Consider the following 20,049-nt stretch of genomic DNA (forward strand, 5'->3'; position numbering starts at 1 on the left):
CTTTTCTCTGAGGAAATCCCAGCGCGCATGCAGCGCAAGGCGGCCGGCGATTTTAAAAAGTTGATTACCGATGGTTTGGTGGATGCAGGGCTGATCTATGAAGCCGCAACTGCTTATTGGACGCCGCGTCGTCTGGCGCTTGATATTCGCGGCCTGACTGTGCGCTCCAAAGATATTCGCGAGGAAATCAAAGGTCCGTCCACATCCGCACCGGAACAGGCGATTGCAGGCTTTTTGCGTAAAGCCGGTTTGAGCGATGTCAGTGAAGCGCATGTGCATAGTGACCCGAAAAAGGGTGATTTCTATGTCGCGCATTTGGTGAAAACCGGCCGCACTGCCGAAGAAATCATTGCCGAACTGGTGCCAGCCACCATCCGCAATTTCCCGTGGCCTAAATCCATGCGTTGGGGTAAGGCTTCAGCTCAATCCGGCGCATTGCGCTGGGTGCGTCCATTACAATCCATCCTTTGCACCTTCGGCCCTGAAACCGAAGAAACCAAAGTGATCGAGTTCGAAGTGGGTGGCATCCATTCCGGCAATGTCACTTTTGGCCATCGTTTCCTGAGTGACGGACAACCGATCAAAGTGCGCCGCTTTGACGATTATGTCGCAAAGCTGGAAAAGGCTTTTGTGGTGCTGGACGCTGAACGCCGCAAGGAAATCATCGCAACCGATGCTCGCAATCTGGCTTTTGCATCCGGACTTGATCTGGTTGAAGATGAAGGCTTGCTGGAAGAAGTTTCCGGTCTGGTGGAATGGCCGGTAGTGCTGATGGGCGAATTTGAGGAAGAATTCCTCGCTATCCCGCCGGAAGTCATTCAGCTGACAATTCGTGTGAACCAGAAATGTTTTGTCACCCGCAAACAGGGTGAAGAAACCGCACTTTCCAACAAGTTCATTCTGGTGTCGAATATCGTTGCCCGTGATGGCGGCAAGGAAATTGCATTCGGTAACGGCAAGGTCGTGCGCGCACGTCTGTCTGATGCTTTGTATTTCTGGCATACCGATCAGGCCAATATGCCTGATATGGACAAATTGCAGGCTTCCGCTGCCAAATTTGCGCTTGATCTGGCCAAGCCGCTTGATCAGCGCATGGCGCGTTTGGATGCACTCAATGTGACCTTCCATGCCAAGCTTGGCACACAAGGCGCACGCGTTGCCCGTATTGAAAGCCTGGCCGCAGCCATTGCGCCGCTGATTGGTGCCGATGTGGCCTTGACCAAGCGTGCAGCCGTTCTGGCAAAAGCAGATTTGCAGACCGAAGTTGTCGGTGAATTCCCTGAATTGCAGGGTGCAATGGGGCATAAATATGCGCTGCTTCAGGGCGAGAACCCAAGTGTTGCGCAAGCATTGGAAGACCATTACAAGCCGCAGGGTCCATCCGACCGTGTGCCGCGTGATCCGGTTGCCGTTGCTGTGGCATTGGCCGATAAGATCGACACGCTGACAGGATTCTGGGCTATTGATGAAAAGCCGACTGGCTCGAAAGACCCTTACGCTCTGCGCCGTGCAGCTTTGGGTGTTATTCGCTTGATCCTTGACAATGATGTGCGTGTAGCGCTGAAAGATTTAATCAAAAACGCGGAAAGCGGCCTTGCATCAGTTAAAAATCTGGCTTCGCGTGATGTGGGGGCTGATCTTCTGTCCTTCTTGCATGATCGTTTCAAGGTTTACTTGAAAGACGAAGGTGCGCGTCACGATGCAATTGATGCGGTTCTGTCTGCTGATGCTGACAATCTGCTGCTGGTTGCACGTCGTCTTGAAGCGCTGATCGTTTTCATCAACACAGAAGACGGCAAGAACTTGCTAGCCGGTACAAAACGTGCCGCCAATATTCTGGCTGCAGAAGAGAAAAAAGGCGCTTTAGTTGATATTGCCATTGATGCTTCTTTATTCACACAGGATGAAGAAAAAGCATTGCATGAGGCTGTGCAGGCGGCATCCACAGAAGCGAAGGCCGCAATCGAGAGGGAAGATTTTGCTGCTGCCATGACGGCAATGGCACTGTTGCGTGCGCCGGTTGATGCTTTCTTTGAAGGCGTACTGGTTAATGATGAGAATGAAAAAATACGTGCCAACCGTCTGGCTCTTTTGAATGCCATTCGTGATGTGACATCTCAGGTGGCGAATTTTTCTAAAATCGCTGGTTGATAATGCACTAGATTTTATAAAAACGCGTCTCTAACGGGGCGCGTTTTTGTTTAGCCTGGCTTTATGATTTTGTCGCATTATCCAGCGCAAAACCGGTACCCACTTTTGCTGGAAATGCTTTAATAATTTTCTGGGCTTGGGCGTCAGCTTTGGGTAAACAGAGCTGACAGGAGATTATAACGTGTCCCGAATGATAAAACTGGATCAAAGCGGTGTTGAGGCGGCAGTTCGAGTTCTGGTAGATGGCGGTTTGGTCGCAATCCCCACCGAAACAGTTTATGGCTTGGCAGCCGATGCCACCAATGGCGAGGCGGTGGCGAGCATTTTTGCCGCTAAAGGCCGCCCGCATTTCAATCCGTTGATCGCGCATGTCAGTGATCTGGCTATGGCCAAACGCTATGTGCAGTTTGATGCTGTGTCGGAAGCGCTTGGCCATTATTTCTGGCCGGGGCCGTTAACGTTGGTGCTGCCACTTATACCTGCGGGTGAGGGGCGCAACATTCATCCATTAGCCACTGCCGGTCTTGAAACATTGGCGATACGGATGCCGCAAGGGGCAGTGCGCGATATTATTGTCAAGCTTGACCGTCCTATCTCTGCACCGAGCGCCAATCGCTCCGGCCGTATCAGCCCCACCAGCGCCGAGGCGGTGGCGGAAGATCTGGGTGAGCGGGTGGATTTGATTTTGGACGCAGGCGCTTGTGAAGTGGGCTTGGAATCAACCATCGTGAAGGTGGAAGGTGACGCAATTTATCTGCTGCGTCCGGGCGGTTTGGCAGCAGAAGAGATTGAAGAATTTACCGGTAAGCCATTGCTGCGCCTTGATCAGCGCGCCGCCATTCAAGCGCCGGGAATGTTGAAATCCCATTATGCGCCTAACGCGCAAATGCGGCTTAATGTCGATACCGTTTACGCTGGCGAAGCTTTGCTCGCTTTTGGCCAAACCCGTGTGCAAGGCCATGAAAATGCCATGGCGATCCTCAATCTGAGCGAAAGCGGAAATTTGCGCGAAGCAGCGGCCAATCTTTTCGATTATATGAAGAAACTCGACACTTATGGGGCTGCGACCATTGCGGTGGAACCTATTCCGGTGAGCGGTTTAGGCGAGGCCATTGCTGATCGTTTGGCGCGTGCCGCCGCACCGCGTGATTGAAAAGGTAAAATGAGATGGCTGAGCTTTTATCACCTGCACTGATTGCAAAATTCAAAGCAATTGTTGGTGATCCATATGCTTTGACCGATCAAGCTGATATCGCTCCTTATCTCATCGAACAGCGCGATTTATATCACGGGCGCTCTGCACTGGTTTTGCGACCTTCCAATACCGAACAAGTGGCGGCGATTTTAAAACTCGCCAGCGAAACCGGCACAGTGATTGTGCCGCAAGGTGGCAATACTGGGCTGGTTGGTGCACAGCAGCCGGACGAAAGCGGCAAAGCGGTGATTTTATCACTTAGCCGTATGAATAAAATCCGTGAACTTGATCCGGTCGGCAATCTGATTACCTTGGAAGCGGGCGCAATTTTGCAAAATGTGCAACAGGCCGCAGATAAAGAAGATCGTTTGTTTCCATTGTCGTTGGGTTCTGAAGGTTCTTGCCAAATTGGTGGCAATTTAAGTTCCAATGCGGGCGGCACGGCGGTTCTTAGCTTTGGCAATATGCGCGAGCTTTGTTTAGGGCTGGAAGTGGTATTGCCGACCGGCGAGATTTTAAATGATCTGCGCTACGTCAAAAAAGACAATAGCGGCTATAATCTCAAAGATCTGTTCATTGGTGCAGAAGGCACTTTAGGGGTTATCACCGCGGCAGTACTCAAGCTTTTTCCAAAGCCTAAAGGCAAAGCGGTTGCCTATGCGGGGCTAAAATCGCCTGAGACGGCGTTGCAATTGTTTAAAATTGCGACGGAAAAGGCCGGTTCCAGCCTTACAGGTTTTGAACTGATGCCGCGCATTGGCGTGGAATTTACCGTCAAACATGTGGAGGGCGCGCGTGACCCGCTGCAAGCCCCGCATGATTGGTATGTGCTGATTGATATTTCCTCCAGCCGCTCGCAAGCAGATGCGCAAAGCTTGATGGAAGATATTCTCACAGTGAGTTTTGAGGCCGATATTGTGCAGGATGCAGCTTTGGCTGCCAATATCGCGCAGGCGCAGTCTTTCTGGAAAATGCGTGAGGAAATGTCCTGGGCGCAAAAGCCTGAAGGCGGCTCGATCAAGCATGATATTTCGGTGCCTGTCGCAACCATTCCAGCCTTTATTAAAGAAGCGGAAAAAGCGGTGTTGGAAATGGTGCCTGATGCCCGTCTGGTATGCTTTGGTCATATTGGTGACGGTAATTTACATTTTAACATTTCGCAGCCGATTGGTGCAGAAAAACAAGCATTTTTAAGCCTTTGGGCGGAGGTAAATCATAAAGTTCACGCCATTGTGGATAAATATAATGGATCGATTTCGGCAGAACACGGCATTGGTCAGCTGAAACGTGAAGAACTTTTGTGCTATAAATCACCTGTTGCTTTGGATTTAATGCGACGCATCAAAAAAGAACTTGATCCGTCAGGCATTATGAATCCTGGAAAAATATTATAAAACAATGGGTTAATATGGTTTTGGTGCTCGCCACTCCACTGGTGCAAGATTGATACAGTGGGATGTTGTTGTATTTATAAGGTTTCCGAAACCTTACAGACGTTTTTGTTCTGGTAACCAATAATAATAGTCAGAGTTTCTTAACCTAACTTCTTAAAGCCGTCGGTAATAACCGTGGCCTATTATTATCTCCAACGAAGGCCGTTAAGGCTCGCAAAGAGATGCCTTCAAACGGGCTCTCAGGAGATACAGGGCGTAAGATGCTTAAACAGGAACAACACCAACCGGTATGGGCAAACAGGGAGCTGCGGCTCAACCCGTTTCGTTTTCCGCAAGTGGTCAGCTATGCTAATCACGAGCGTGAAGAGCTTGTGACTTTTACCCTTAATGAGCGTGGTGCTGTAATTCGCCGCGTTATGCCGTCAAGCGGCACGCCTTTGTCGATTTCACTGCCTGCTTCTGCCTTTATCGGTGTGACAGCACGGGCTGCGGAAGATGCAAACGGCCATATCACTGTGACCCTTGAACTGATGCATGCTGATCCGCAATTATCGGTGCCGCTTTTGGTGGCACATGATCTGGCCGATGTGGCTGATGATTGGCGTGCATGGGCAAGTGCTTTTGATTTGCCGATGATGCTGATGGAAGAAGATGGCGTAGCGCGCTCATTGGATGAAAGCGCGTACCTGACCGCTGACAAACATACGACGCATAAGAATATCTGCCGCCCGCGTTTTATTGCCCGTCATAAGGTATCCGGTCTTGGTATGCGTTTGGTTATCAGCGGCAAAACCGTTATCACTGCACGTTAAGAATTTAATATAGCTTTTGCGGCCTGCAAAATATGCGCGCCGTCCACAATGATTTGTTTAAGCGCGGCTGTTTCCGGCAAGATATAAGCATCGAAAAATTGGCTGAGGTGAATGTGGTTTTCTTGGCTTTCGCTTAATGCCGATCGCAGCAGATAGGCCGCTCCTGCGGTAAGCGACAAAAGCCGCAAATAGGCGCTTGCTCCTGCCAGCGCATCGTCAGTATTTTTAGCTGCCAGACATTGCTGTAAATAGCCTGTGGCTTGTTCCAGATCGCGAATCGCATTTGTGAGTGCAATGCCGCATTGTTGTAGTTCAGGCTGTGCGGCCTGCGCCGCTGCTTCTGCATCTTGGCAAAGTTCAGCGATAAACCCGTGAATATGCTCGCCATCTTCCAGCGGTAATTTGCGGATGACCAGATCAATTGCCTGAATGCCGTTGGTGCCTTCATAAATTGGCGTAATGCGCGCATCACGCAGCAATTGCGCCGCCCCTGTTTCTTCTATGTAGCCCATGCCGCCATGCACTTGGACACCAAGCGAGGCCACTTCGACGCCGATGTCGGTGGAAAACGCTTTAGCAAGCGGGGTGAGAAGGCTGGCGCGATTCGTCCAGAAATGTCTCTGGTCTGGCTCGGCCGTTTTTGCCATGTCGAGAGCAAAGGCACAATTATAGGCAATGGAGCGGGCGGCTTGCGTCAAAGCTTTCATGGTCAGCAGCATGAGCTGCACATCTGGGTGGACAATGATCGGTTCTGCCGCAGCCGATGAGGGCGTCCCACCGCTTCGCCCCTGTATACGTTCTTTTGCGTAAGTGATGGCTTTTTGCGTGGCAGCTTCTGCCACACCGACACCTTGGATGCCGACCAGCAAACGGGCATTGTTCATCATGGTGAACATGCAGGCAAGGCCGCGGTTTTCTTCACCGATCAGATAGCCGACCGCGCCGGCTTTAGAGTCTTCACCTTTACCGTTACCAAAAATCATTGTGCATGTCGGGGAGGCGTGAAGGCCTAGTTTATGTTCCAAACCGGCGCAGATAACATCATTGTGCTGGCCGAGGCCGCCATCGGCTTTAACTAAGAACTTCGGCACCAAAAACAGCGATATGCCTCTGCTGCCCTCCGGCGCATCGGGCAAGCGTGCAAGCACCATATGAATGATGTTGTCGGTCAGATCATGCTCGCCATAAGTGATGAAAATCTTCTGGCCAAAAATACGATAAGTGCCGTCATCACGGCGCTCGGCACGGCAGCGCAAAGCACCAAGATCAGAGCCTGCTTGTGGCTCGGTCAGGTTCATGGTGCCCATCCATTCGCCGGAAATCAGCTTGGGCAAATAGATGTCTTTGATGGCTTGGCTTGCATGTTGTTCCAGCGCTTCCACGGCACCGATGGTGAGAATAGGGCCAATGGCAAAACCAAGCGAGCCGGAATTCCACATTTCATTAACAGCAACGGAGAGCGAAATCGGCAGAGCTTGTCCGCCATAATCTGCCGCACCGGTGAGGCTGTTCCATCCAGCTGCCGCCCAATCCTGATAAAGCTCTTTCCAGCCTTTGGCGGTGGTGACTTGTCCATCTTGCAGGCGCGCGCCTTCTTGGTCAGATGATTGACGTAAAGGTGTGATGCGGTTTTCAGTAAAGCGCGCGGCCTCATCCAGAATAGCATTAAGCAAATCTAGGCTAAGATCACCAAAGCGTTCTTCCTGTAATACTTTCGCAAAGCCACTGGTTTTAGTCCCTGTGACTTTTAGCAATGTGTGAAGAATTTCGGTGACGGGTGCGCGATACATGAAGCCCTCCATCTGTCATGCGTTGAGATAGAAGTATCGGCTGGTTTTGGTAGGGTCAATGAGCGTTTTTACTTATGAGGGATATAAAAATCCCGCCTTTTTTGGGCGGGATTTTAAACTTACTGCTCTTGCTCGCGGATGATGGCGCGCCAGCCAATGTCACGACGGCAGAAACCATTGGGCCATTCGATCTTTTCAATCGCTTCATAGACTTTGGTTTGTGCGTCGCTTACCGAGCCGCCGGTGGCTGTCACATTCAAAACGCGTCCGCCATTGGCAACAAGATTGCCGTCTTTCAGCGCTGTGCCAGCATGGAAGATTTTGACATCTTCGGTTTTGGCCGCTTCGTCGAGACCTTTGATCACGCTGCCTTTTTGCGGGGCTTCCGGATAGCCTTTGGCTGCCATCACCACGGTCAGTGCGGTTTCATCTGAAAATGTCGGGCTGACTTCGTCAAGCTTGCCATCGGCAGATGCTGCGAGCAGTTCCAGAAGATCTGATTGCAAACGCATCATCAGCACCTGACATTCGGGATCGCCAAAGCGGGTGTTATATTCAATCAGCTGCGGGCCGTCTTTGGTAATCATCAGGCCTGCAAAGAGAATGCCGGAAAACGGATGGCCGAGTTCTGCCATGCCGTGCATGGTTGGCTCAATCAGCTCTTTCATGGTGCGCTCAATCATTTCAGCCGGCATCACAGGCGCTGGTGAATAAGCGCCCATGCCGCCGGTGTTGGGGCCGGTGTCGCCGTCGCCCACACGTTTGTGGTCTTGGGCAGAGCCGAAAGGAATGGCGGTTTTGCCGTCGCACAGGCAGAAGAAGCTTGCTTCTTCACCATCGAGATAAGCTTCGACCACAACTTCTGCGCCAGCCTGACCGAAAGCACCTTCAAAACAGGCATCGACGGCTTCAAGTGCCTCTTCCAGTTCCATCGCAACCACGACGCCCTTGCCAGCAGCAAGGCCGTCAGCTTTCACCACGATTGGTGCGCCTTGCTGGCGGATATAGGCTTTGGCTTTGGGCGCATTGTTGAAGCGGCCATAAGCACCGGTTGGAATGTTGAAACGGGCGCAAAGGTCTTTGGTAAAGCCTTTCGAACCTTCAAGCTGTGCAGCACCTTGTGAAGGGCCAAACACGCGGATGCCGTTTTTGCGTAAAGAATCGCTCAAACCATCAACAAGTGGCGCTTCAGGGCCGATGACCACCAGATCGATTGCCTTTTCCTTGGCAAATGCAACCACCGCATCATGATCTTCGACATTGAGACTGACCAGTTCAGCATGGTCGGCAATGCCGGGATTGCCCGGTGAGCAATAGAGTTTATCAAGCAGTGGTGAGGTCGAGATTTTCCATGCTAAGGCATGTTCACGTCCGCCGGAACCAATCAACAGGACTTTCATAACTTGCTCCATCTTCGCTTGATCAGGTATAAGAGAAACTAGGTTGCTGGTTGTCTATTGACGAATGGGCAGACGGGCAAGTCCAAAGGCAAAGATTTTTAACGCTTTTGACCTGCTCAATCGCAAAAGCATAAGTAATATGAACAGGACAGATCGCATTATGGCGTCATCAAAAGCAGATCAGCATATTCAATCGCGTGAAATACGTGGTCGCGTTAAGGATGCGCCGTCCGGTCATTGGGCATATAAAACACTACCGCCAATACTTTGGCCTTATGCGCAGCTTGCGCGCTGGGATCGTCCGATTGGCTGGCAGTTGTTGCTATGGCCGTGCCTGTGGTCTGCGGCTTTGGTGGCAGGGGCAGGACTTGCCAATGTGGATGCAACAAGCGTTGAAAGTGTCTGGAGCGTTTTGCCATCCATCTGGCACATTATTTTGTTCACCATTGGCGCAATTGCCATGCGCGGTGCAGGCTGTACCTATAATGATCTGGTTGATCAGGATATTGACGATAAAGTCGACCGCACCCGTTCGCGTCCGCTGCCATCAGGGCAGGTGACACGCAAACAGGCGAAGATTTTTCTTGTTCTACAAGCACTGGTTGGCTTAGCTGTTGTTCTGCAATTCAACTGGTTTTCTATTTGGCTGGGCGTCGGATCGCTGGCGATTGTTGCTGCCTATCCGTTTATGAAGCGCATCACCAACTGGCCGCAATTTGTGCTGGGGCTTGCCTTCTCATGGGGGGCGTTGATGGGCTGGGCAGCAGATCGCGGCAGCCTCGCATTGGCACCTGTCCTGCTTTATATCGGCTCGATCATGTGGGTGATCGGTTATGACACTATCTACGCCCATCAGGATAAGGAAGATGATGCATTGGTGGGTGTTCGCTCAACAGCACGTTTGTTCGGCAACCGCACCAAACAGGCTTTGTTTGTGCTTTATGGCGGTGCGTTGATATGTTTCGCGGCAGCCTTTGCAGTGGCCGAAGTGCCAATGCCGGCTTTGGCTGGATTGCTTGCCGCTGCTGCCCATATGTTCCGCCAGATCAGGGTGCTGGATATTGATAATCCCGATCAGTGCCTGAGTTTGTTCAAATCCAATCACATTGTCGGTTTTTTGATTTTTGCAGGGCTTGTTTTCGGCTCGCTCTGGTTTGTGATTAAGCCGCTCGTTTGAGCGGCTTAATTTTTGAGCAATATCACGGATAGAGACGGGCAGACTGCCAATCTGATTCCGGGTCTGGGCGTGTAAACTGTACGCGGTCATGCAGACGGAAAGCGCGGTCATGCCAGAACTCGATGGATGTCGGACGGATTCTAAAGCCTGACCAATAAGCGGGGCGCGGGATAGAGCCGATAGCATAGCGGGTGGTATATTCGGCAACCGCTTTTTCTAACGCAAAACGGCTTTCCAGCGGGCGTGACTGTTTGGATGCCCATGCACCGATGCGGCTGCCGCGGGCGCGTGAGGCGTAATATTCATCCGCTTCCTGGTCACTGACCTTTTCAACCGGTCCACGAATGCGCACCTGACGGCGTAGCGATTTCCAGTGGAAACACATGGCGGCTTTTTCGGCAAAAAGCACTTCACGACCCTTTTGGCTTTCGTAATTGGTATAAAAAACAAAGCCCCGTTCATCGAAATCTTTGAGCAAAACCATGCGCACATTCGGCATGCCATGCTCATCAACAGTTGCAACTGCTACGGCATTCGGATCGTTCGGTTCAGAAACTTCTGCTTCTTTCAGCCATTGACCAAACAGTTGAAATGGTTCGGAAGCTTGCGTAAAGTCACTATTCGTTAACTTGCTATCGCTCATAATCACGCCTTTATCACACAAAAAAAAGGAAACGCATTGGTCAGCCATAATGCGCACCTTATGTTAAAGACAAGTTTCGCATCTCCGATCGCACCCAAATGCCATCGTTGGGTAGCATTGTGCAGCCTGATTTTTGTTGCCGGTTGCGCCATGGGTGGTGTCAGTATCGAAAGTGCTGTTCCTGATGCATCATCCATAACAGGTTCAGTTGCACCTTCACAACAGCCGGATACAGACAATGAAACGCTTTCCGACCGCAATGCGATCCGCAATGTAGTGTCTGCGCTTGATTTCAGCACATGGGGCATGAAGCCGGTGCCGTGGGCAAATCCGGACACAGGCAGTCAAGGCGTTATCAATCAGGTTTCTGAAGTGCAGAAAACAGATGAACTGTGCCGCGAATTTGAAACATCGCGGCAGGCATTCAACGGCGTTTCACTCTATCGTGGCGAAACTTGCATGCGAAAAGGTGGCGATTGGGTGTTGAAATCCTTCGCGCCGGTTTGATTTGGCACTTTATTGGCTTTTAACTGTCATTTTTTACGTGTTTCAGAGAATAAATCTGGAACTTTGCCAATAGGATGCGCATATAAGATTTAATAGTGTTTTTTGAGCGATTATTCGTGAAAGAGAGTGTGTATGCGCGATCCCTATAGCGTGTTGGGCGTCGCTAAATCTGCGAAGCCCGAAGAAATTAAATCTGCATTTCGTAAGTTGGCCAAGAAGTTCCATCCGGATCAGAATAAAGATGATCCAACGGCACAAGCCAAGTTTTCCGAGATTAATCAGGCTTACGAAATTCTTGGTGATAAAGACCGCCGCGCCCAGTTTGACCGTGGCGAAATTGATGCTGAAGGCAAACAAACATTTCAGGGCTCTAGTGGCGGTGCTGGTGGTTTTGGCGGCAATGGCGGTGCAGATCCTTTTGCAGGCTTTCGTCAGGGCGCTGGTCAAGGCGGTTTCCGTCAGGCCGGAGGCTTTGGCGGCGGTGCTGAAGATATTTTCAGCGAGATTTTTGGCGGTGGATTCGGCGGCGGGCGTCAACGTACGAACCGTCCTGCTAAAGGCGCTGATTTGTCAGCGACAATTTTTGTAAGCCTTGAACAGGTTGCGGGTGCCGAAAAAGTCGAAGCCGTTTTCCCTAACGGTAAAAATCTTGCGATCAAACTTCCGGCCTTTGTAGAGGACGGTCAGGTTATCCGTTTGAAAGGGCAGGGCGAACAGCCGATGGGTGGTGTCGCTGGCGATGCGATGGTGACCGTCAAATTCAAAACCCATCCGCGGTTTGAGGTCAAAGGGCGTGATCTGCATCTGGATTTGCCGGTCAGCCTTAAAGATGCGGTGCTTGGTGGTCGTGCTGAAGTCGAAACCTTGACAGGTCGTCTGGCGGTTAAAATACCGGCATGGTCAAGTTCCGACAAGGTGCTGCGCCTGAAGGGAAAAGGTCTGCCGGTTAAAACGGGCGGTCATGCCGATTTATTTGTGCATATTCGTTTAATGTTGCCGGAAAATGGTGACGAAGCCTTGAAAGCATTTTTTGAAAAAGCTGATGCTTCTTGAAAATGACACCAATAACAGTGCGGTATTCACGTAAACTTTGCCTTGAATTTATAAAGTGAATGGTTTTATACTTCGGGTCTATTAAATTATAGTGCCCGTCAGGGTGCCGGTTCAGTGATGAGCCGGCATTTTTTCGGCGTTTCATAGAAACCTATCCTCATTATCACCAGCAATGATGATCGTGAGGATTTGTTTTTTCATGTCATTTCATTCACATTGCTTGAACCTTGTGCCTAGCTGTGCAATAGGCAAGTAGTGAATAATTTCGATGAGGACCGGTGTATGACCGCAAAGTCTGGGTTGTTGCAAGGCAAACGCGGATTGATTTTAGGCGTAGCCAATAATCGGTCAATCGCCTGGGGTATAGCAAAAGCTGCTCATGAGGCGGGGGCTGAACTGGCTTTCACTTATCATGGTGATGCTCTTAAAAAACGCGTAGAGCCACTGGCAGCAGAATTGGGCGCATTTGTCTGCGGCGATTGTGATGTTGCTGATGGTGCCAGTATTGATGCAATTTTTGAAAAATTGGAACAAAAGTGGGGCAAGCTTGACTTCGTCGTGCATGCCATCGGCTTTTCCGACAAGGATGAGCTGACCGGCCGTTATGTCGACACGTCGGAAGCAAACTTCAACAACACCATGTTGATCTCGGTTTATTCGCTGACTGCAATTTCGCGTCGTGCAGAAAAATTGATGAAGGATGGTGGCTCTATACTGACACTGACCTATTATGGTGCAGAAAAAGTCATGCCTAACTACAATGTTATGGGCGTGGCAAAGGCCGCACTTGAAGCCAGTGTTAAATATCTGGCGGTTGATTTGGGGCCGCAGAACATTCGCGTTAACGCGATTTCCGCAGGGCCAATCAAAACGCTTGCTGCTTCCGGCATTGGTGACTTCCGCTACATTCTGAAATGGAACGAATATAACGCGCCACTGCGTCGTACTGTTACCATTGATGAAGTGGGTGACGTCGGTCTTTATTTCTTGTCGGATTTGTCCCGTTCGGTGACCGGTGAAGTGCATCACGCGGATTCGGGCTATCATGTCGTTGGCATGAAAGCCGTCGATGCTCCGGATATTTCTGTCATTAAAGATTAAGGTGTCGCTGTGACCCGGGAAATTATTTACTTTTCGCGTCACGGCGAAACTGACTGGAACGTATCGCAACGCGTTCAGGGGCAGCTTGATATCGACATTAATAATAATGGCAGGTCTCAGGCTGACCGGAACGGGTTGATGCTGAAAGAACTGATCGGCAGTGCCGACGGTTTTGATTTTGTTGCAAGCCCGTTACGCAGAACGCGTGAAACGATGGAACGTATCCGTCTGGGTATGGGGCTTGATCCTTTCGCCTACCGCACTGATCCATTGCTGATGGAAGTCAATTTTGGCGACTGGCAGGGCTTTATGATGGAAGATATCGCGAAAAAGCGCGATGATCTCATCCATGAACGCGCCCATGACAAGTGGAATTTCGTGCCGCCGGGTGAATTTGCCGAAAGCTATCAGATACTGTCGGAGCGCATCCAGAAATGGATTGCAACTGTCGAGCAAAAAACTGTTTGCGTCACCCATGGTGGCTGTATTCGCACCCTGTTTCATGTCTATGGCGGTTTGGACGGCCACGATGCCGCCAATCTGGCTATTCCGCAGGATAAAATCCTCAAATTGGAAAATGGACAGCTGAGCTGGCACTAAGTTTCTCTAACTAACGACGAAATCAAAAACAAGCGCGCCTTGGGCATCAAGCAAGGGGCTAACCAGCTTTTTGAATTTGTGATGTGCCGCATCGTAAAATTGCGGATCACGTACAAGCGGCTCGCCGACATAATAATTGCGGTCACCTTCGGATTTGAAGGTGACGATAAAGCCGAGGGTAAAGCCTTGGCTCGCACCTTCACCGTTCATTTGCTCGCCATAAGTAAGCGATTGAATATACGGCCTGTGATCGCGTTTGCAGCGTTGTTGCAGGCTTTTAAACTCCGCCGTTACCTGATCTATTTGTGCGCTTGTGACATCCGTTTTGAAGCGGAACAGAACAATATGTTTGATCGTGCCGGGCTTGTAATCATGACTGGTAAATTGATCCGCGCCGACACAGCTTAAATCTTTCAGCAATTGGGTTTCTGCCGGTAATGCATCTGTCATTGCTGCCATGATAATATCTTTTTAAAAATAAAAAGCTGGAAGCTCTGCCGTGAAAAATGGCGGAGCTATTATAAATCTCACAACATCAAGGGGCATCCTGAAGGTCGGTGACATAGCGTATATCGTCTACCTGATCATAGAGGATGATGACCTTCATGCCGGGCTTGATGAAAGTGTAATCAAATTCATTCGGCAATTGATAGCGTTTGTTGTCATCCAATGTGATAGTTTCATTGGCTTCATCAATAGAACGGATTTTACCTTCTATATCTTCGGCCATGACGCTGGTCGAGAAAAGCGATAAAATAATAAAGGCAAGGCCAACGATATATTGCATGTGTATGCCTCTTTCTTTGCCTGTCGGTTTTATGTCTTTTGATTCGTTTAGTGCCGCTGGTCATAATATTTTATGATAGCATTTCCGCATAACAGCCAAACATTCAATTTTAATGGCACAAAAAAATCTCGCAGATTTTGTTTTTTGCCATGATAATATGTCAAAATAAGAGTTTTAAATGGGTTATATCAGGGAAAAGTAGTTCTTGCCGAGTCATTCGTTTGACCCTTGTTTGACCTTGGAGCAAAAGCTTCATAAAACCAATTAAAGAACGTAATATCGGTATATCCATTTCAGGAAGCGCACATGTCCCATAATAGTTTCGGTCATCTTTTTCGCGTAACCACATGGGGTGAAAGCCATGGGATAGCTTTGGGCTGTGTTGTGGACGGATGCCCGCCGGGCATCACTTTTACTGAAGCCGAGATCCAATCTTATCTGGACAAGCGTAAACCGGGGCAATCCAAATACACCACGCAACGCCGCGAGCCGGATCAGGTGCGTGTGCTTTCCGGTGTGATGCTGGGTGAGGATGGCGTGACCATGACCACCACCGGCACGCCGATTTCGATGATGATTGAAAATACTGATCAGCGCTCGAAAGATTATGGCGAAATTGCCCGTCAATATCGCCCGGGGCACGCCGATTACACTTATGATATTAAATACGGCATTCGCGATTATCGCGGTGGCGGTCGCTCATCAGCGCGTGAAACCGCAGCCCGTGTGGCTGCAGGTGCTATTGCCCGTAAAATCGTGCCGGGTTTGAAAGTGCGTGGCGCCTTGGTTGCAATGGGTGTGCATGACATTGATCGCAGCCGTTGGGATTGGGATGAAGTGGATAATAATCCTTTCTTCACACCGGATGCCGGTTCGGTTGAAATCTTCGCTGAATACCTTGACGGCATTCGCAAGTCCGGTTCATCGGTCGGGGCTATTCTGGAAGTGGTTGCTGAAGGCGTACCTGCTGGTATCGGCGCGCCGCTTTATGCTAAGCTCGATCAGGATATTGCAAGCAATCTGATGTCGGTCAATGCGGTCAAAGGCGTTGAAATCGGCAATGGTTTTGAAGCGGCCCGTTTGACCGGCGAGCAAAATGCCGATGAAATGCGCGTGGATGCTGATGGTAATCCGCATTTTCTATCCAACCATGCCGGTGGCATTTTGGGCGGTATTGCAACCGGTGCGCCCGTGATTGCCCGTTTTGCCGTGAAGCCAACCTCTTCCATTTTGACGCCACGCCGTTCGGTTGATGCGGATAGCAAAGAAGTGGATGTAGTGACGAAAGGCCGTCATGATCCGTGTGTTGGTATCCGTGCGGTGCCGATTGGTGAGGCGATGGTGGCTTGTGCGATTGCTGATCATTATCTGCGCCATCGTGGACAAACCGGTCGTTGAATCACTTTCTCCGTGTTTTTATAGAAATTACTGAATCTTAAGAGGTTTTCTCTATGGCGACACGGCTTTATTGGCATGATGTTTTTCTCAAACATCTGACACCGGCCGGCCATCCGGAGCGTCCGGATCGCCTTCGCGCTTTGTTGAGCGTGCTTGATGAGGGTGTTTTTTATAATCTGGAACGGGTGGAAGCACCGCTTGGCGATGAAGCGGCTATTTTGCTGACCCATACCGAAAAACACCTTGAGACGATCAAAAACCAGATCCCGTTTTTTGATGTCGGCGACGACGCTTCGGACAAGCCAGAATCGATCATTAAAATCGCTAATGATACTTATGTCAGCCCGCAAAGCTGGCAGGCAGCCTTAACTGCGATTGGGGCAGCCAATGCGGCCGTGGATGATGTATTCACCGGTCAGGCGGATAATATTTTTATCGCGTCTCGCCCGCCTGGCCATCATGCCGAACCGGAAGCGGCTATGGGTTTTTGCCTTTTTAACAATGCCGCTATTGCCGCTCGCTATGCACAAATGCGCTATCAGGCAGAGCGGGTCGCGATCATTGATTTTGATGTGCATCACGGCAATGGCACACAGGCGATTTTTGAAAATGACAAAAGCGTGCTGTATTGTTCCACGCATCAGGAGCCGCTTTTTCCGGGAACCGGACATAAAAATGAACAAGGTGCAGGCAATATTGTCAATGCCCCTTTGTCGCCGGAAAGCGGCAGTCGGGAATTTCGCGAGGCGATCAAAACGCGGATTTTACCCGCACTTGATAATTTTCGTCCCGATTTGATCCTGATTTCTGCCGGCTTTGATGCGCATTATCTCGACCCGCTTGCGCAAATAAACTTGGATGAAAGCGATTTTGACTGGGTAACCGGCAAAATTATGGAGCGGGCAGATCGTTTTTGCGCTAATCGTTTAGTGAGCATATTGGAAGGCGGTTATGATTTGCAGGGACTGTCGGTATCGGCAGCAGCGCATATCAAACGCCTGATGGAAGGATGAGCGAAATGAACGCAGAACAGCAAAATGCAGATATTGCACAAATGAGCTTTGAGCAGGCGATGGAGCAGCTGGAGCGTATCGTTGAAGATCTGGAGCGTGGTGATGTTCCGCTGGAGCAATCTATCCGCATTTACGAACGCGGCGAAGCGCTGAAAAAACATTGCGACACATTGCTGAAATCTGCCGAAGACAAAGTCGAGAAAATCCGCATTGGTCGCGATGGTCAGGCTGTCGGTACTGAGCCGCTTGATCCTGCGTGAATATTTAACTCCAGAGAGATTTGATATAAGCCGCCACGGGTGCCAGTGTTCCGCCAAAAAGATAAGGGCCTGCACCCCAAACGGCCGTCCAGCCGAGTGCGCCGATGATATTGGCGCTCAAAAAATGCGAAAAGCGCATATGCATGGAACCGGCAATGATACCATTGAGCTGGCGCATGATGACGATAAAGCGCGCAGTGGCAACCATATAGATGCCTCGTTTCTCAAACTGTTTTTCAAAATTGGCCAGTCGCTCAGGCGTTAATTTGATGTTGCTGCCAAAGCGCTGCAATAATTTGCGTCCGCCGAAGTGACCAATCAGATACCCTGTGCAATCACCTAAGACCGCGCCAGCAAAACAAGCGATCAATATAGCTGATAGGCTTAAATTGCCTTTAAGCGCGAGAAGAGAGGCGGCAATCAACGCGCTTTCTCCCGGTACAGGCACGCCGAAAGATTCAAAATAGATAATGATAAAAAGAGCCAAAGCTCCATAGGATGCCAAATAAGGTTCAATATATTCCATGTTTACTTTAACTATTGATACAAAGTATGATCCGGTCAAAGAATACCGGATCATTCTAAAAACTATATGGCTTAATTATCTTAAACGACGCTTGCCGGAGATGGCATGGTAGATCACCAGCACAATAATGGCACCGATGACGGCAACAATAAGACTGTAAATATTTAAACCGGTAATACCTTGTGCGCCAAAGAAAGTGAATACAATCCCGCCTAAGATAGCGCCAGCAATGCCCAGAGCAATATCCAAGAACATACCTTGGCCACTTTTATTGACTATTTTACTTCCGATAAAGCCTGAAATGAGCCCTAATATAATCCAGCTTATAATAGACATTGGTTATCTCCAAAAATATTGATAATCAGATTAATACATTGAAGAAATTTTCATAACACTATCAAATAGGCAAGGCACAATACTTGCCTAATATAAATATTATCGTAACATCATACATTATAGATAATTAATTTGTATGTATAGGAGTATTTTATTATGACTATGTTTGATAATAATTCATCAAAAACACCAGTGCCGGGTGGTAGTTTGGCAAAGCCGGTTTTGGTTGCATTGGGTGCCTTGCTGGTCGGGCGTATGTTGAACGGCAAACATGATGAGGATGATCAGCCACAGATTATAGAGCCGCCGGTGCAGCCACAAGATGGTGCTGCGGGTTCTGGCACTCTGATCGGTGCGGTTTTGGGCGGGTTGGGCAGTTTGCTGGCCAACTCGACAACTGCTGCCGCATCTTCTGTACCTACTCCATCAATTGGCAATGCAGGGGTCGGCGGTGCTTTAACAGGAGGTCTTGGCGGTTTGCTTGACCAACTCACACAGGCAGGCCATGGCGGCAAAGTGGATTCATGGTTGGGGCAGGGTGAAAACGCCAGCATTGAACCCGATCAGCTTGGCAGTGCGATTGGTCAAAAAAACTTGAGCGAGATTGCACAACATGTCGGCATTAACGAACAGGATTTGCTGGCACAACTTTCGCAAGTCCTTCCCGCTATCGTTGATAAGCTGACTGCTGACGGCAAAGTCCCGGATATGCAGGACATTGCGCGGCTCTTACAAAAACAAAATTAAAAAGCCGGCAGCGCTCTGGTTTGAGTACGCATGGCTAACTATATAGAATAGACTTATCAAGCCATGCAGCATCATGGTGCTGCATGGCTATTTTATTCTGCTAGGCGGGAGGTTGGTTTTGAGCTTTTTCCCCGGTGAAGATCCCGATATCGGCGACAAAAAGGCTGTTGATCTGATCGAAACCCTTATTATTCCGCGCACCAGTGATGTCGGCGGGCTTGAAGTGCGCCGCGCATTGCCAACCGCCAAGCGGCGCTTGGTCGGGCCTTTCATTTTCTTTGACCGGATGGGGCCTGCAATTTTGCGTGCCGGTGATGCACTGGATGTGCAGCCGCATCCCCATATCGGTCTTTCAACCGTCACCTATCTTTTTGACGGTCATATCCGCCATCGAGACAGTCTGGGCACTGAAATGGTGATTGCGCCGGGTGACGTGAACTTGATGACGGCGGGGCGCGGAATTGTTCATTCGGAGCGCTCGCCGGAAGAATTGCGCGGGCCACCTTTGTCCATTTCCGGTGTGCAGACATGGCTGGCACTGCCGGAGCATCTGGAAGATATGCAGCCGGATTTTTCCCATACCACCAAAGATGAATTGCCGGAAATGAATGACAAAGACTTTTCCGGACGGCTCATTATGGGCGGATTGCACGGACTTAAATCGCCGGTTCATCAATATAGCGACACGCTTTATGCCGATATCCGGATTGAGGCGGGGGGACGTTTTCATATTCCGGCGGTTGCCGAAGAACGCGCCATCTATATTCTGGATGGCAATGTGAATATTGCCGGTGATATTTTTGGCGCCAACCAGCTGCTTGCTTTCCGTGAGGGAGATGACATTATCGTGAATGCAGCCCCCGGTGCCAAGGGTGGCTCGGCGCATATCATGTTGTTTGGCGGGGCAAGCCTGAATTCCAAGCGCTATATTTGGTGGAACTTTGTCTCATCTTCAAAAGAACGTATCGAACAGGCAAAAGAAGAATGGCGCAGCGGAAAATTTGATATAGTGCCCGGTGATGAAGAAGAATTTGTACCCCTGCCGGAGTAAGCCGGCAAATCGTATCCTGCCGGAGTAAGATGGCAAGCTGTATAATGCCGGAATGAACCGGCAATTTCACCTTCTTGCCGGAATGAACCGGCAGCATAGAAATAAGCC

The 20,049-nt window shown here is 49.9% G+C and carries 21 protein-coding genes; 14 read left to right on the forward strand and 7 right to left on the reverse strand.

The window, feature by feature from the left end; genetic code table 11:
• Positions 1-27 precede the first annotated feature (27 nt).
• The 4 genes from glyS to ACI0FR_RS04345 all read left to right on the forward strand — a co-directional run bounded on the left by glyS (position 28) and on the right by ACI0FR_RS04345 (position 5,552).
• Entirely contained in the window at positions 28-2,151 is a 2,124-nt protein-coding gene (glyS, locus tag ACI0FR_RS04330; protein ID WP_374830497.1) for a glycine--tRNA ligase subunit beta, read from the forward strand.
• Between the two features lie 190 nt (positions 2,152-2,341).
• Positions 2,342-3,304: an L-threonylcarbamoyladenylate synthase gene (locus ACI0FR_RS04335; protein WP_404906667.1), complete on the forward strand. Its 963-nt coding sequence runs from the start codon at positions 2,342-2,344 to the stop codon at positions 3,302-3,304.
• A 14-nt stretch (positions 3,305-3,318) separates the two neighbouring features.
• Positions 3,319-4,740 carry an FAD-binding oxidoreductase gene (locus ACI0FR_RS04340; RefSeq protein WP_404906439.1) on the forward strand — a complete coding sequence of 474 codons (1,422 nt, stop codon included), beginning with the start codon at positions 3,319-3,321 and terminating at the stop codon, positions 4,738-4,740.
• Positions 4,741-5,000: 260 nt separating this feature from the next.
• A complete protein-coding gene (locus tag ACI0FR_RS04345; protein WP_374829785.1) occupies positions 5,001-5,552 on the forward strand; it encodes a DUF6101 family protein in 552 nt (183 codons plus the stop codon).
• Here the strand turns inward: ACI0FR_RS04345 and ACI0FR_RS04350 are convergent.
• A complete protein-coding gene (locus ACI0FR_RS04350; protein WP_404906438.1) occupies positions 5,549-7,342 on the reverse strand; it encodes an acyl-CoA dehydrogenase in 1,794 nt (597 codons plus the stop codon). The two genes, ACI0FR_RS04345 and ACI0FR_RS04350, sit on opposite strands and share 4 nt — an antisense overlap.
• Positions 7,343-7,461: 119 nt before the next feature.
• Positions 7,462-8,742, reverse strand: a complete 1,281-nt coding sequence (gene purD / locus ACI0FR_RS04355; RefSeq protein WP_374829789.1) for a phosphoribosylamine--glycine ligase — start codon at positions 8,740-8,742, stop codon at positions 7,462-7,464.
• 160 nt (positions 8,743-8,902) lie between these two features.
• Here purD and ubiA point away from each other — a divergent pair, with 160 nt between their 5' ends.
• Complete coding sequence (gene ubiA / locus ACI0FR_RS04360) at positions 8,903-9,919, forward strand: 4-hydroxybenzoate octaprenyltransferase (RefSeq protein ID WP_374830501.1); 1,017 nt, start codon at positions 8,903-8,905, stop codon at positions 9,917-9,919.
• A gap of 22 nt (positions 9,920-9,941) precedes the next feature.
• On the opposite strand, the gene pdxH is transcribed toward ubiA, so the two are convergent.
• A complete protein-coding gene (gene pdxH, locus ACI0FR_RS04365; protein ID WP_374829791.1) occupies positions 9,942-10,562 on the reverse strand; it encodes a pyridoxamine 5'-phosphate oxidase in 621 nt (206 codons plus the stop codon).
• A 60-nt stretch (positions 10,563-10,622) separates the two neighbouring features.
• Between pdxH and ACI0FR_RS04370 the strand changes: the two genes are divergently transcribed.
• The 4 genes from ACI0FR_RS04370 to ACI0FR_RS04385 all read left to right on the forward strand — a co-directional run bounded on the left by ACI0FR_RS04370 (position 10,623) and on the right by ACI0FR_RS04385 (position 13,823).
• Complete coding sequence (locus ACI0FR_RS04370; protein ID WP_374829793.1) at positions 10,623-11,069, forward strand: RT0821/Lpp0805 family surface protein; 447 nt, start codon at positions 10,623-10,625, stop codon at positions 11,067-11,069.
• Between the two features lie 132 nt (positions 11,070-11,201).
• Positions 11,202-12,122: a DnaJ C-terminal domain-containing protein gene (locus ACI0FR_RS04375; protein WP_404906437.1), complete on the forward strand. Its 921-nt coding sequence runs from the start codon at positions 11,202-11,204 to the stop codon at positions 12,120-12,122.
• Positions 12,123-12,404: 282 nt separating this feature from the next.
• The gene (fabI, locus tag ACI0FR_RS04380; protein WP_374829797.1) at positions 12,405-13,223 is read left to right on the forward strand and encodes an enoyl-ACP reductase FabI; all 819 of its coding nucleotides are present in this window, start codon (positions 12,405-12,407) and stop codon (positions 13,221-13,223) included.
• Between the two features lie 9 nt (positions 13,224-13,232).
• Positions 13,233-13,823 carry a histidine phosphatase family protein gene (locus ACI0FR_RS04385; RefSeq protein ID WP_374829799.1) on the forward strand — a complete coding sequence of 197 codons (591 nt, stop codon included), beginning with the start codon at positions 13,233-13,235 and terminating at the stop codon, positions 13,821-13,823.
• A gap of 6 nt (positions 13,824-13,829) precedes the next feature.
• Here the strand turns inward: ACI0FR_RS04385 and ACI0FR_RS04390 are convergent, their stop codons facing one another.
• Complete coding sequence (locus tag ACI0FR_RS04390; RefSeq protein WP_374829801.1) at positions 13,830-14,282, reverse strand: Dabb family protein; 453 nt, start codon at positions 14,280-14,282, stop codon at positions 13,830-13,832.
• 76 nt (positions 14,283-14,358) lie between these two features.
• A complete protein-coding gene (locus tag ACI0FR_RS04395; RefSeq protein WP_374829803.1) occupies positions 14,359-14,610 on the reverse strand; it encodes a DUF1344 domain-containing protein in 252 nt (83 codons plus the stop codon).
• Positions 14,611-14,916: 306 nt separating this feature from the next.
• On the opposite strand from ACI0FR_RS04395, the gene aroC reads away from it, so the two are divergent.
• The 3 genes from aroC to ACI0FR_RS04410 are packed head-to-tail and all read left to right on the forward strand — an operon-like array spanning position 14,917 to position 17,281.
• Positions 14,917-16,008, forward strand: coding sequence for a chorismate synthase (gene aroC / locus ACI0FR_RS04400; RefSeq protein ID WP_404906436.1), 1,092 nt, complete (start codon positions 14,917-14,919; stop codon positions 16,006-16,008).
• Positions 16,009-16,061: 53 nt separating this feature from the next.
• Entirely contained in the window at positions 16,062-17,021 is a 960-nt protein-coding gene (locus ACI0FR_RS04405; protein ID WP_374829807.1) for a histone deacetylase family protein, read from the forward strand.
• 5 nt (positions 17,022-17,026) lie between these two features.
• Positions 17,027-17,281 (forward strand): exodeoxyribonuclease VII small subunit, encoded by a 255-nt coding sequence (locus ACI0FR_RS04410; protein WP_184223485.1) that lies wholly within the window; start codon positions 17,027-17,029, stop codon positions 17,279-17,281.
• Between the two features lie 4 nt (positions 17,282-17,285).
• Here the strand turns inward: ACI0FR_RS04410 and ACI0FR_RS04415 are convergent, their stop codons facing one another.
• Together ACI0FR_RS04415 and ACI0FR_RS04420 are read right to left on the reverse strand one after the other, a co-directional pair.
• Entirely contained in the window at positions 17,286-17,807 is a 522-nt protein-coding gene (locus ACI0FR_RS04415; RefSeq protein ID WP_374829809.1) for a DedA family protein, read from the reverse strand.
• Positions 17,808-17,882: 75 nt separating this feature from the next.
• Positions 17,883-18,143 carry a GlsB/YeaQ/YmgE family stress response membrane protein gene (locus ACI0FR_RS04420; RefSeq protein ID WP_374829811.1) on the reverse strand — a complete coding sequence of 87 codons (261 nt, stop codon included), beginning with the start codon at positions 18,141-18,143 and terminating at the stop codon, positions 17,883-17,885.
• Positions 18,144-18,299: 156 nt separating this feature from the next.
• On the opposite strand from ACI0FR_RS04420, the gene ACI0FR_RS04425 reads away from it, so the two are divergent.
• Positions 18,300-18,890: a YidB family protein gene (locus ACI0FR_RS04425; RefSeq protein WP_404906434.1), complete on the forward strand. Its 591-nt coding sequence runs from the start codon at positions 18,300-18,302 to the stop codon at positions 18,888-18,890.
• Between the two features lie 118 nt (positions 18,891-19,008).
• Entirely contained in the window at positions 19,009-19,941 is a 933-nt protein-coding gene (locus ACI0FR_RS04430; RefSeq protein WP_374829815.1) for a pirin family protein, read from the forward strand.
• Positions 19,942-20,049 lie beyond the last annotated feature (108 nt).

This window comes from Paenochrobactrum sp. BZR 201-1, assembly GCF_044987585.2.
Classification (GTDB): Bacteria; Pseudomonadota; Alphaproteobacteria; order Rhizobiales; family Rhizobiaceae; genus Paenochrobactrum; species Paenochrobactrum pullorum.